This is a genomic window from Burkholderia plantarii, from assembly GCF_001411805.1.
Lineage (GTDB): Bacteria > Pseudomonadota > Gammaproteobacteria > Burkholderiales > Burkholderiaceae > Burkholderia > Burkholderia plantarii.
The window spans coordinates 1,797,517-1,810,687 of the sequence record NZ_CP007213.1 but is presented as its reverse complement, the minus strand read 5'-3'; the positions used below and the strand labels follow the sequence as shown (position 1 = coordinate 1,810,687).

At 71.1% G+C, this 13,171-nt stretch carries 8 protein-coding genes; 4 read left to right on the top strand and 4 right to left on the bottom strand.

The window, feature by feature from the left end; all coding sequences use genetic code 11:
- Positions 1-23: 23 nt before the first annotated feature.
- The 3 genes from zwf to bpln_RS24860 all read right to left on the bottom strand — a co-directional run bounded on the left by zwf (position 24) and on the right by bpln_RS24860 (position 4,663).
- Positions 24-1,709 (bottom strand): glucose-6-phosphate dehydrogenase, encoded by a 1,686-nt coding sequence (gene zwf, locus bpln_RS24870; protein ID WP_055140295.1) that lies wholly within the window; start codon positions 1,707-1,709, stop codon positions 24-26.
- A 148-nt stretch (positions 1,710-1,857) separates the two neighbouring features.
- Complete coding sequence (locus bpln_RS24865) at positions 1,858-2,412, bottom strand: hypothetical protein (RefSeq protein ID WP_055140294.1); 555 nt, start codon at positions 2,410-2,412, stop codon at positions 1,858-1,860.
- 352 nt (positions 2,413-2,764) lie between these two features.
- Positions 2,765-4,663: a DUF3857 domain-containing protein gene (locus bpln_RS24860; protein WP_055140293.1), complete on the bottom strand. Its 1,899-nt coding sequence runs from the start codon at positions 4,661-4,663 to the stop codon at positions 2,765-2,767.
- Positions 4,664-4,890: 227 nt separating this feature from the next.
- On the opposite strand from bpln_RS24860, the gene bpln_RS24855 reads away from it, so the two are divergent.
- Complete coding sequence (locus tag bpln_RS24855; RefSeq protein WP_404991043.1) at positions 4,891-5,382, top strand: 2,4'-dihydroxyacetophenone dioxygenase family protein; 492 nt, start codon at positions 4,891-4,893, stop codon at positions 5,380-5,382.
- A gap of 309 nt (positions 5,383-5,691) precedes the next feature.
- Here the strand turns inward: bpln_RS24855 and bpln_RS24850 are convergent, their stop codons facing one another.
- A complete protein-coding gene (locus bpln_RS24850) occupies positions 5,692-7,374 on the bottom strand; it encodes an acyl-CoA synthetase (protein WP_055140292.1) in 1,683 nt (560 codons plus the stop codon).
- Between the two features lie 128 nt (positions 7,375-7,502).
- Between bpln_RS24850 and bpln_RS24845 the strand changes: the two genes are divergently transcribed.
- The 3 genes from bpln_RS24845 (at position 7,503) to bpln_RS24835 (ending at position 13,023) form a co-directional block, all read left to right on the top strand.
- A complete protein-coding gene (locus bpln_RS24845) occupies positions 7,503-8,309 on the top strand; it encodes a Crp/Fnr family transcriptional regulator (protein ID WP_123863885.1) in 807 nt (268 codons plus the stop codon).
- A gap of 136 nt (positions 8,310-8,445) precedes the next feature.
- Positions 8,446-11,640 carry an efflux RND transporter permease subunit gene (locus tag bpln_RS24840; RefSeq protein WP_042627870.1) on the top strand — a complete coding sequence of 1,065 codons (3,195 nt, stop codon included), beginning with the start codon at positions 8,446-8,448 and terminating at the stop codon, positions 11,638-11,640.
- 30 nt (positions 11,641-11,670) lie between these two features.
- Positions 11,671-13,023 carry an efflux RND transporter periplasmic adaptor subunit gene (locus bpln_RS24835; RefSeq protein ID WP_055140291.1) on the top strand — a complete coding sequence of 451 codons (1,353 nt, stop codon included), beginning with the start codon at positions 11,671-11,673 and terminating at the stop codon, positions 13,021-13,023.
- The last annotated feature ends 148 nt before the right edge of the window (positions 13,024-13,171 follow it).

Sequence of the window (13,171 nt, the reverse complement as noted above, 5' to 3'; positions counted from 1 at the left end):
GGCCGCCGGGTGTCGCGCCGTCGTCACGCCTTGCCGGCGTCCGGCTTCGCATCCGATTTCGACTTCGACTTCGAATCCGGCCTTGAATCCGCCCCGGCGCCCGCCTCCCGCGCCTCGAGCGGGCGCCACGCGCGCCCGTCGCGCTCGATCAGCGCGTCGGCCTCGGCCGGCCCCTCGCTGCCGGCCGGGTAGTCATGCACGGGGATCGCGGCGCCGTCGCGCGGGTGCAGCACGGCTTCGGCGGCTTCCCAGGTCGATTCGATGCTGTCCGCGCGCTGGAACAGCGTCTCGTCGCCGAGCAGGCAGTCGTAAAGCAGCGTCTCGTAGCCGACGTTCGCGCGCTCGGGGAAAAACGCATCGTAATCGAACGACGAGCGCACCGCGCCGATCTGCATGACCGGCCCCGGCGTCTTCACGTTGAAGTCGAAGCTGGTGCCGTGCGAGGGATCGATGCGCAGCGTCAGCACGTTCGGCGTCAGCGCGTCGTTGGGGGTGTCGCGGAACAGCCGGAACGGCACCGGCTTCAGCTGCACCGAGATCTCGGTGCGCCGCTCGGCCAGCCGCTTGCCGGTGCGCAGGTAGAACGGCACGCCGGCCCAGCGCCAGTTGTCGATCTGCACGCGCGCCGCCGCGTAGGTCTCGGTCGTGCTGTCGCGCGCCACGTCGGGCTCGTCGCGATAGGCCGCGCCGCCCGGCCCGGCCGTGTACTGGCCGAACACCACGTCCTGCGGCGCGAGCGGCTTCAGCGCGTCGAAGATCTCGGCCTTCTTGTCGCGCACGGCTTCCGCGTCGAACGAGTTCGGCGGCTCCATCGCGACCATGCCGAGCAGTTGGAACAGATGGTTCGGCACCATGTCGCGGAACGCGCCGGTCTGCTCGTAGAAGCTGCCGCGCCGCTCCACGCCGATCACCTCGGACGCGGTGATCTGCACGCTGTCGATGTACTCGCGCCGCCAGATCGGCTCGAACAGCGCGTTGGCGAAGCGCACGGCCAGGATGCTCTGCACCGTGTCCTTGCCGAGGAAGTGGTCGATCCGGTAGATCTGCGACTCCTTCATGAAGCCGAGCAGGTGCTGGTTCAGGTCGCGCGCCGAGGCCAGATCGCTGCCGAACGGCTTCTCGATCACGACGCGGCGGAACGGCCCGCCGTCGCCGGCCTCCTTCAGCAGGCCGGCCTTGCCGAGGCGCTCGACGATCGGCTTGAAGAAGCGCCCGCTCACGGCGAGGTAGAACACCACGTTGCCGCCGGCGTCGCCCTTGCCGTCCTTGCCGAGTTGCTGCGCGAGGCGCTGGTAGGCGCCGTCGTCCTCGAAGTCGCCGGCCATGTACTGCAGGCGCTGCGCGACCCAGTCCCAGGCGTGCCCGTCCAGCTTGCCGGCGTGAAAGGTGCTGGCCTTGTCGGCGGCGAGCTTTTGCAATGCGCTGTGTAAATCGTCGCGCCACGCCCCGGTCTCGCGTTCGCCGTGATTGACGCCGATGATCTTGGTGCCGTCGTCGAGCAGGCCGTCCACCGCGAGGTTGTAGAGCGCGGGCATCAGCAGCCGGCTCGTCAGGTCGCCGCCGGCGCCGAAGATCACCAGCGTGCATGGCGGCGCGGGGTGCCGGCCGGCCGGCGACGCGGGTTCGCCGCGCGACGGCGCGGGCACCTTCGTGCTGGCCGGCTGGCGCGATTCGTCGGAGGGTTGGCGGTTGGCATCGTTCATCGGCATGATCTCGTCCGGGTGGCTGAAACAGGATGAGATAGCAAGCGCGATGCCTGTAGGGTGAGCGGCGGCGGCCTACCGGTTGCGTCGGGCGGCGCGGAGGTGGCGCGGAGTTGACCGGCGCGGCGCGGACGTGGCCGACCGCGCCGCCGCCCTAGCGCATCCCGATCCGCCGCCGGCCGCCCGCCACGCCCGCGCCGTCCCGATCGCGCGGCATCACGAAGCGGCACTCGCCCTCGCCCGCCGCCTCGAAATAGACCGGCGTGCTCGACCGCAGATCGACGATCCGGAACGCGCCGGACGGATTGAAGATGATCGCGTGCGCGATCAGCATGATGCGCCGCGAGCCGTCCTGATAGGCCAGCGAGTCGGCATCGTCGAGCGCCGGGATCGTCCAGCCGGCGAGATTGGCGCGTGCCATCGCGGCAAGGATCGCCGCGCGCGCCGCGTCGGCCGTGGCGGGCGGCGGGCTGATCCGCGCGAGTTCGGTGCGCAGCCGGCCGAGGCGCTCGCGCGTGGCCTCGCTGCGCACCGCGGTAAGCGCGCCGCGCGTGCGCTTGCCGTCCGCCGCGATGGTGCGCAGCCCCGCGATCGTGCCGCCCGGCGCGCTCGCCAGGCCGGGCGCGTCCGCCGCCGGGCCGCGCGCGGAATCGTCGGCGGTGGGCGGTGCGTAGGCGGACGGCAGGTTCGAGGGCGGGATTCGGGTCATACGCGTCGGATCGGGAAAGCCGACAGGCGCGCTCGTCGCGGCGACGCCGCGCGCGCCCTGTCGTTGCGCGTTGGTATACGCCCGAACGCGGCGGCCGGGCGCGGCAAACCCGAACGCCGGGCGCGCGAAGCGAAGCAGGCACCGGGATCGGCCGGCGCGAGGCATCAACCCGCCACCGAACTCGCTTGCGCGTCGGATCGGGCCGCGAAGCACCGCCGGCGCCCCCATCCCGCCGCACCGGCGATCAGGCGGGCCGCCGCCGTGACCGCGCGACGGCCTACGCGAAATCCCGGCGGGCCGCCCGACCCGCACCCGCGGCCACGCACCTCGGCCCGCCAGTGCCGCCACCCGCTCAATACACGAGCTGCGTGCGCAGATCGCGCTTCACGGCCAGCCCGAGCTTGCGGAACGCCGGATAATCGGCCGGCGTGATCACCGGCCCGGGCGGCGTGAGCCACAGGTCGCGCGTGACGGTCACGGTGGCCCCGTTCGCGCGGTAGGTGGCCGTATACGTGCCGAGCGGCGACGACACCGACACCGGCTTCGGCAGGCGCGGCACGCGGATCGCGGCGGGCAGCGTGATGATCGAGATCTCGGTCAGGTGGCGGCCCGGCACGGCGATCGCGAACTTCCGCGTGTCCGGCCCCGCCGCGATGAAGGTTCCGCTGATGCCCTCGAAGCTGCCGAGGCCCGGCGGCACCTTGAACGCGCCCGGCCCGGGGAACAGCGCGTAGTCGGGCAGCCGGAAGTCGGCGCCATAGTCGAACGGCACGCTCAGGTCGCGCACGTCGCCATGGTGATAGGTGCCCGAGCCGTCCTGACCGGTCACGAACAGCACGCGCTCGGCCAGCTGCTCCTCCATGCCGGGCGGCACGGACGCCATCAGTTGCCGCGCGGCCAGATCGAAGTAGCCGCCGTTCTCGACCCGGGCGCTGCCGGTCACGGTGCCGTCGCGCGCGACGTTCATGCGCGTCGTCACGGTCACGCGCGCGGTGTCGGGATTCGCGAGCGGCAGCGTGCGCAGCCCGCCCGGGCTCCCCTCGCCGCCGGCCACCAGCGCCACCTTGCCGAGTTCGCCCGGCGGCAGCACGCCGAAGCGCGCGAAACCGGCGGTCGAATCGACGTACAGATCGAATTCGGGCAGCCAGCTGATGGCGTGGTCGAACACGCCGAGCGGCAGCGCCACCTTCGGCACCCAGTAAGCGTCGCCGAGGTTGATCAGCACCGGTTCGCTGCGGATCGACCTGGCGGCGAGCAGCGCCTCCAGCAGCGTGACATGGTCCTTGCAGTCGCCGTAGCCGGCGGCCAGGATCGCGTCGGCGTCATGCGGCACCACACCGCCGAAGCCGAGATGGATCGCCACGTAGCGGATCTGCGTGCTGACCCAGTCGTAGAGGATCTCGGCCTGCTTGCGGCGGTCGCTCACGCCCTGCGTGAGCTGCTCGGCGAGCGCACGCACGCGCGGCGTCACGGCCGCCTTGTCGAGCGCGCGCTGCTGATAGGCGGCACCGATCTGCGCATAGTCGGCGAAGCTCGTGATCGCCACGCGCGGGCTGTGATCGAGGTTGGCCGTCGCCGACAGCTCCGGCGTGCGCGCCGGTCGCCCGGTCAGCGACCAGCGCCACACCTGCGTGTCGGGCCGGTCGGACTCGACGCGACCGCCCGGCAGATCGACGGCATCGACGTGCAGCGGCATGTCGGCCGGCGCACGCACCGTCAGTTGCATCGACTCGCGGCGCACGTTGTCGGTGAAGTAGTTCAGCGCCGAGAACTGGCCCGGGAAGATCGGCACCTTCTGCGTGAGCCGCGAATGCAGCACCAGCGTCGCGCCCACCTCGACGGCCGGGAACACCACGACCTTCACCTTGTTGTCGTCGAACATCGGTGCCCGCGCGCTCTCGGGGGTCTGCTGATCGTGGATCTGCCCGGCGCCGACGGCCACGCGCCGGCCGTCCTTCGTCAGCGTGTAGGCCTCGGTCACGTCGAGCGCCTGCAGCGAGGTGCTGTAGGAAAGCCGCCCTTCGCCGTCCTCGCGCACGCCCTTCTCGGTGTCGATCCGCCAGCTTTCGGTCACGTCCTTCGTGTAGGTGCCGTCGGCGTGGACGTCGTAGACGATGTCCTGCGTGAGCAGGGTGGTGTCCGGGCGGTAGGCGGCCGCGTGCGCGGCCACGCACGATGCCGCCAGGGCGAACGAAACGAGCCGAGCAAGCGGCGCGGCTGCCACTCTCCGGCAGCGGGTGATTCCGGTCATTGTTGTCCTTGCTGGTTAAAGCCGGCACGCCGCCCGATGTTCTGCATACCGAAATAACAAGGCGGTGATCCGGGCCGGCCGGGCGCAGCCCGCGGGCTGCCTCGATTACGCGGCCGCCGTCCGCCGCGATGGCCCGGGCCGGGGCGGAGCCACGGCGCCGGCTCGCTCGGGGCGGACGACGGTCTGCCATAATAGTCGCCCCATGGCCGTTTCGCGCCATCTCTCCAATGATCCCCGTCATGATTCCAGCCGATTTCGCGCTGCCGCCGATCCATTGCCTGCAACACGACGATCTGCCCTGGCTGCCGATGGCGGACGCGCTGCCGGGACTCGCGATCCAGTACCTGCACATCGACGCCGCGCGCGACGAACTGACCGTGCTGCTGCGCATGCCGGTGGGCATGGCGCTGCCGCGGCACCGGCACGAAGGCACGGTGTTCGTCTATACGCTGGAGGGCGAGTGGCGCTATCGCGAATACGACTGGATCGCGCGCGCCGGCAGCACGGTGCTGGAGCCGGCCGGCTCGGTCCACACGCCCGAGACGCTGGCCTCGCCGAGCGGCCAGGTGATCACGCTCAACGTGATGCGCGGCGACCTCGTGCTGCTCGACGACGACGGCCGCGACGTCGCGCGCGAGAACTGTCGCGTGGCGCTGCTGCGGCAGCGCCGGTTCGCGCGCGGCGCGCCGGCTGCCGGCACGCCGTTCGTCACGCGCTGAGCAAGCAAAAAAGCCGCCGGCTGGCGGCAGCGGCCCGGCAGCGGACGACTTTCGTCCCGCGCGCCGCGCCGCGACGGGCATGATCCGCGCGGGTCACGCCGCGCGCCGCCGCGTGGCCGCGCCCGTCGCTGCGTCGCGCGACGCCGGGGCGGCGCTGACATGCGGATCGGGCCAGCGCGAATCGTGCCGCACCACCCCGAAGCGGATCGCGCCACCCGAACCGGCCCCTCGGCCGGCCTGCCCCGGCCGAGCCGACGGCGCGCCGCCGCAAGCCCGCGACCTGATCCCGGCGCCCCGCACCCGCCCGTCTCAACCGGTCCGGTCCGCCGCGAGCGCGGCATTCCCCGCCCGCGCGCCCTCGTCGCTCTCCCGCTCCGCGCGCGCCTGCGTACGCAGCTGGAACTTCTGGATCTTGCCGGTGGACGTCTTCGGCAGCTCGCCGAAGCGGACCGCTTTCGGCATCTTGTAGCCGGCCAGCAGCGTGCGGCAGTGCGCGAGGATCTCGGCCTCGCTCGCCTGCATGCCCTCGCGCAGTTCGACGAACGCGCACGGCACCTCGCCCCACTTCGGGTCCGGCAGCGCCACCACCGCGGCCACGGCCACCGCCGGATGCCGGTACAGCGCGTCCTCCACCTCGATGCTCGAGATGTTCTCGCCACCGGAGATGATGATGTCCTTGCGACGATCCTTGATGCGGATGTAGCCGTCCGGCGTCAGCACGCCGAGATCGCCGGTATGGAACCAGCCGCCCGCGAACGCCTCGTCGGTCGCCTTGGGATTCTTCAGGTAGCCCTTCATGCAGAGGTTGCCGCGAAACATGATCTCGCCGAGCGTCTCGCCGTCGGCGGGCACGCTCTGCATGGTGTCGGGGTCGAGCACGGTGGCGCCGGCCTGCAGGTGGTAGCGCACGCCCTGCCGCGCCTTCATCCGCGCCACCTCCTCGTCGGGCAACGTGGCCCAGTGCTGCTGCTCGGCGCAGACGGTGGCCGGCCCGTAGATCTCGGTCAGCCCGTACACGTGCAGCAGTTCGAAGCCGATCGCCTTCATCTTCGCGATCACGGCCGGCGCGGGCGCGGCGCCCGCCACCTGCGCGTGGACCACGTGCTCGATGCCGGCACGCCATTCGGCCGGCGCGTCGGCCAGCGCGCCGTGGACGATCGGCGCGCCGCTGTAGTGGGTCACGCGCTCGCGGCGGATCAGCTCGAACACGGTGCGCGGATCGAACTTGCGCAGGCAGACGTTCACGCCCGCGCGCGCCGCCACCGCCCACGGGAAGCACCAGCCGTTGCAGTGGAACATCGGCAGCGTCCAGAGGTAGACGGCATGCTTGGGCATGTCCCACTCGAGCAGGTTCGAGAGCGCCGCGAGATAGGCGCCACGGTGGTGGTACACCACGCCCTTCGGCTCGCCGGTGGTGCCGGAGGTGTAGTTGAGCGCGATCGCGTCCCACTCGTCGGCGGGCGGCGTCCAGGCGTAGTTGGGGTCGCCGCCGGCGAGGAACGCCTCGTAGTCGGTCGCGCCGCCGAAGCTGGCGGGGTCGGCCGGCAGCGCGTCGGCCACGCAGACGATGCGCACCGCCGGCAGCTCCTGCGCCACGCGCCGCGCGAGTTCGGCGTATTCGGTATCGACGATCAGCAGCCTGGCCTCGCCGTGGCGCAGCATGAACAGGATCGAGGCCACGTCGAGCCGCGTGTTGATGGCGTTGAGCACGGCGCCCGCCATCGGCACGCCGAAGTGCGCGTCGATCATCGGCGGGATGTTGGGCAGCACGGCGGCCACCGTGTCGCCGCGGCCGATGCCGGCCTCGGCCAGCGCGCCGGCCAGCCGCCGCGCGCGCTCGTAGGCCTCGCTCCAGGTAGTGCGCTGCGCGCCATGCACCACCGCGAGCCGGCTGCCGTATACCTCCGCCGCGCGCGCGATGAAATCGATCGGCGTGAGCGCTACGTGGTTCGCCTCGCGCCGGCCCAGCCCGGTCTCGAACAGCTGCGTCATGTCGTGTCTCCGTGTTGCTCGTTGGTGTCGGGTGGGGCCGTCCGCGCCGGCCGCGCCCGCTCGTTATTCGCGATTTCGATCTCGTTCGAATTGCGATAGGCTACCGCCGGCATTGTGAGCCGTCTGTCATCGAAACGACAGACTCGCCCGATTCGAACCCGCGTTATCCCTCTGCTCGCAAACCCTGCCCCATGACCGACGCCGCCCTCGCGAATCCTCCGTCCGGTACCGCGCCGCCCGCCGTGCCGGCGCTGCCCGCGCTCGCCGTGCTGTTCGGGCGCTGCGGCTGGTTTCGCGCGCTCGCGCCCGAGCACCAGGCGCGCGTGCTGGCCGACGCGCGGGCCGAGTGGCGCGAGGCGGGCGAGGCGGTGGCGCGCCGCCACGCGCCGTCCGGCGACTGGATCGGCGTGCACGACGGGCTCGTCAAGCTCGCGATCCACAACGCGCAGGGGCGCGGCTGCACGCTCTCGGGCGTGCCCTCGGGCGGCTGGTTCGGCGAGGGCAGCGTGATCAAGCGCGAGCTGCGCAAGTACGACGTGATCGCGATCCGCCGCTCGCTGATGCTGTTCGTGCCGTCGGCCACGTTCCATGCGCTGCTCGACACCAGCCTGCCGTTCACGGGTTTCGTGATCCGCCAGCTCAACAACCGGATGGGCGAATTCATCGCCTCGATCCAGAACGCGCGGCTGCTCGACGTGGACGCGCGCGTCGCGCAGGCGCTCGCGCAGCTGATGAACCCCGATCTCTATCCCGACACCGGCGCCACGCTGCCGATCTCGCAGGAAGAACTCGCGATGCTGGTGGGCGTGTCGCGGCAGCGGATCAACCCGTCGCTGCGGCAGCTGGAACGCGCGGGATTGCTGCGGATCGCCTACAACGAGATCGCCGTGACCGATCTGGCGCGGCTGCGCACGATCGGCACCGACCAGATCTGAAGCCGTGCCCTGGCGCATCCCGCCGGCCGCTTCCTGACAATTCAGCCATTTTGGCGTCAGGAATGCGTCCCGCGTGATTCACTATCATCCAGGCCCGACCTCGCCCCGCCTCCCGAGCCGCCCGCCCCCTGCCTCCATGTGGATCGTCAATCTAGCGCTGCGCCGCCCGTACACGTTCATCGTGATGGCCATCATGATCCTGCTCGCGACGCCGCTCGCGCTGGTCAGAACGCCGACCGACGTGCTGCCGTCGATCGACATCCCCGTGATCAGCGTGATCTGGACGTACAGCGGGTTCTCGGCGCGCGACATGGCCGACCGCATCACCTCGGTCCATGAACGCACGCTGACCACCACCGTCGGCAACATCGAGCACCTCGAATCGCAGACGCTGCCCGGCATCGCGATCGTCAAGGTGTTCCTGCAGCCGGGCGCGAACACGCAAACTGCGATCGCACAGACGGTCTCGTCGGCCCAGTCGATCGTGCGGCAGATGCCGCCCGGCGCCACCCCGCCGCTGATCATCAGCTATTCGGCGTCGAGCATCCCGGTGCTGCAGCTCGGGCTGTCGAGCCAGTCGCTGCCCGAGGAGTCGCTGGCCGACATCGCGCAGAACTTCCTGCGCCCGCAGCTGGTCACGGTGCGCGGCGTGCAGATCCCGGCGCCCTATGGCGGGCGCACGCGCGTGATCTCGGTCGACCTCGACATGCAGGCGCTGATGGCCAAGGGCCTCACGCCGTCCGACGTGGTCAACGCGGTGGGCGTGCAGAACCTGATCCTGCCCACCGGCACCGCGAAGATCGGCCCGACCGAATACCGGGTCGGCACCAACGCCTCGCCCGACACGGTGGCCGAGCTGAACCACCTGCCGGTGCGCACCCAGAACGGCGCCACCATCTACCTGTCGGACGTGGCCCACGTGCGCGACGGCTTCACGCCGCAGACCAACGTGGTGCGCCGCGACGGCCAGCGCGGCGTGCTGATGTCGATCATGAAGAACGGCGACGCCTCCACGCTGCAGGTGGTGGGCGCGCTCAAGGCGCTGCTGCCCTCGGTGGAGGCGACGCTGCCGGCCGACCTGAAGATCAGCGCGCTGTTCGACCAGTCGGTGTTCGTGAAGGCCGCCGTGCAGGGCGTGATCCGCGAGGCGCTGATCGCGGCGCTGCTGACCGCGATGATGATCCTGCTGTTCCTCGGCAACTGGCGCAGTACGCTGATCATCGCGGTGTCGATCCCGCTGTCGATCTTCACCTCGATCCTGGCGCTCGCCGCGCTCGGCCAGACCATCAACATCATGACGCTGGGCGGCCTCGCGCTGGCGGTCGGGATCCTGGTGGACGACGCCACCGTCACGATCGAGAACATCGAGCGCCACCTGCACCTGGGCACCGGGCTGCGCGAGTCGATCCTCGAGGGCGCGGGCGAGATCGCCGTGCCGGCGCTGGTCTCCACGCTCTGCATCTGCATCGTGTTCGTGCCGATGTTCTTCCTCACCGGCGTGGCGCGCTTCCTGTTCGTGCCGCTCGCCGAGGCGGTGGTGTTCGCGATGCTGGCCTCCTACGTGCTGTCGCGCACGCTGGTGCCGACGCTCGCGATGCTGCTGTTTCGCGTCAAGTCGCCGGCCGGCGCGCACGCCGCGGGCCACGACGCCGTGCCGGCGCGCCGCGCGTCGCGCTTCGCGCGCATCCATCACGGTTTCGACCGCGGCTTCGAGCGGCTGCGCGCCGCCTACATCGTGCTGCTCGGCATGCTGATCGTGCGCCGCCGGGTGGCCGCGATCGCGTTCCTCGGCTTCTGCCTGCTGTCCACCGGCCTGGTGTTCGCGCTCGGCCGCGACTTCTTCCCGAGCGTCGATTCCGGCAACATCCGGCTGCACATGCGCGCCCAGACCGGCATCCGCATCGAGGAAACCGCGCGGCTCGCCGACGAGGTGGAAAAGGTGATCCGCGAGGTGGTGCCGCGCGACCAGCTCGACACCATCGTCGACAACCTCGGCCTGCCCTCCAGCGGCATCAACCTGTCCTACAGCAACGCCGGCACGATCGGCACGCTCGACGGCGAGATCATGATCGCGCTGAAGGACGGCCACCCGAGCGCGCACCGCTACGTGGCGGCGCTGCGCCGAATCCTGCCGGAACGCTTCCCAGGCGTGGAGTTCTTCTTCCAGCCCTCGGACATCGTCACGCAGATCCTGAACTTCGGCCAGCCGGCGGCGATCGACGTGCAGGTGCAGGGCAACGACGCGGCCTCGAACATGCGGATCGCGAGCCAGTTGCTCAAGGCGGTGCGCACCGTGCCCGGCGCCGTGGACGCGCACGTCCTGCAGCGCAACGACGAGCCGCTGCTGACCGCCTACATGGACCGCACGCGGATGCAGGAGCTGAACCTGTCGGCGCAGAACGTCGCGCAGAACATGCTGATCTCGCTGGCGGGCACCTCGCAGACCAGCCCGACGTTCTGGGTCAACCCGCGTACCGGCGTGCAGTACCCGCTGACGATCCAGACCCCGCAATACCAGATCCATTCGGTGGGCGACCTGCTCTCCACGCCGGTGGCCGCGTCCGGCAGCCCGGGCACGCCGTACCAGCTGCTCTCGAACCTCGCCGAGATACGCCGCGACGTCGATCCGGCGGTGGTCACGCACTACAACATCCGGCTCGTCACCGATCTCTACGTCAGCGTGGACGGCCGCGACCTCGGCGCGGTGGCCTCCGACATCGACGCGATCGTCGCCAGGGCGCGCGCGACGCTGCCGCGCGGCACCTCGGTCACGCTGCGCGGCCAGGTGGAAACCATGCGCAGTTCCTACTTCGGGCTCGGCGCCGGCGTGGCGATGGCGATCGTGCTGGTGTACCTGCTGATCGTGGTGAACTTCCAGTCGTGGATCGACCCGCTGATCATCATCAGCGCGATGCCGGCCGCGCTGGCCGGCATCGCCTGGATGCTGTTCGTGACCGGCACGCACCTGAGCGTGCCGGCGTTGACCGGCGCGGTCATGACGGTGGGCGTGGCCACCGCCAACAGCATTCTGGTGGTGGCGTTCGCGCGGCAGCGGCTCGATGCCGGCGTGCCGGCGCTGTCGGCCGCGCTGGAGGCCGGCGCCACGCGAATTCGCCCGGTCATGATGACCGCGCTGGCGATGATCATCGGCATGATCCCGATGGCGGTCGGCCTCGGCGAGGGCGCCGAGCAGAACGCCCCGCTCGGCCGCGCGGTGATCGGCGGGCTGCTGTTCGCCACCGTCTCGACGCTGTTTTTCGTGCCGCTCGTGTTCGCGGGCGTGCATCATCGGCTGGCGAAGCGGCGCGAGCATCGCGCCGAGGCGTCCTGACCCCTGGATTCGTATAGACCGGTTGAACTCATGGAAGAGAAACGTCACAGCTCCGTCGGGCTCCACGTCGACGAATCGTCGGGCCTCGATCTGCCGGCCCGCGCGCAGGTCAGGCGCCGCGCGACGCTCGCGCTGATCGTGGCGGGCGTGCTGCTGGCCGCGCTGGCGGTGCGCACGCTGGTGGCCGACCACCTGAACCACGACCAGCTGGAACAGCTCGCGCAGCAGAACGCGCGCCAGTACGTGAGCGTGGTGCGGCCCGGCCCCGCCACCGGCGACACGCGGCTCGCCCTGCCGGGCACGCTGCGCGGCTACGTGGAAGCGCCGATCTACGCGCGCGCGAGCGGCTACGTGAGCCGCTGGGACGTGGACATCGGCACGCGCGTGAAGGCCGGCCAGGTGCTGGCCGAACTCGACACGCCCGAGGTGGACCAGGAACTCGCGCAGGCGGTGGCGCAGCGCCAGCAGGTGCAGTCGACGCTGGCGCTGGCCAAGACCTCGTTCGATCGCGCCCGGCAGCTGCGCGAGCGCGACGCCGTCTCGCAGCAGGAACTCGACGACCGCCAGGGCGCCTACAACCAGGCCGTGGCGAACCTCTCGGCGGCCGACGCGAACGTGCGCCGCCTGACCGAGCTGAAGGGCTTCCAGAAGATCGTCGCGCCGGTGAACGGCGTGGTCACCCAGCGCAACCTCGACATCGGCGACCTCGTCAACGCCGGCAATGGCGGCGCCGGCCGCGCGCTGTTCGTGGTGACCCAGGCCGACCGGCTGCGCCTGTACGTGCGCGTGCCGCAGACCTACGCGCAGCAGGTCAGGCTCGGCCAGCACGTGGCCATCACGCAGTCGGAGCTGCCGGGGCGCACCTTCGACGGCACCATCACGCACACGGCGCAGGCGATCGACGTGGCCACCCGCACGCTGCAGATCGAGATCACGCTGCCCAACGGCGACGGCCGGCTGCTGCCGGGCGCCTACGTGAAGGCCACGCTGCCGATGGCGGCGGTCGGCACGCTGTCGATCCCGGCCAACACGCTGCTGTTCCGCGCCGAGGGGCCGACGGTGGCGGTGGTCGGCGCCGACGGCAAGATCGCGCTGCACCCGGTGCGGATCGCGCGCACGCTCGGCAAGACGCTCGAGATCGACGAAGGCGTCGAGGCCGGCGACCGGCTCGTGCTGAACCCGAGCGATTCGCTCGCCAACGGCGACGCAGTGATCGTCAAGGCGGCGGCGCCGGCGGGTGGGGCTTCGGGGGCGGCGGCTTCCCCGTCGGCTTCTTCGGCTTCTTCGGCTTCTTCGGCTTCGACCCGGGCCGCTTCGGCCACCTCGTCCGCCGCGCCGGACGCCGCCTCGGCCACCAAGGCCGGCCCGGGGGCCGGATCGTGATCCGGGTCCGTTTCCCGGCACGGCGCGCCGCACGCGCGACCACGGCCGTTGCCGGTTCATCCGCCTGCGTGGCCCGTGCCGCCCACGCGGCCGACGCCGGCCAGGCGAGCGGCACGGCGACGTTCGCCGTTCGCGGCACGCCCAACCC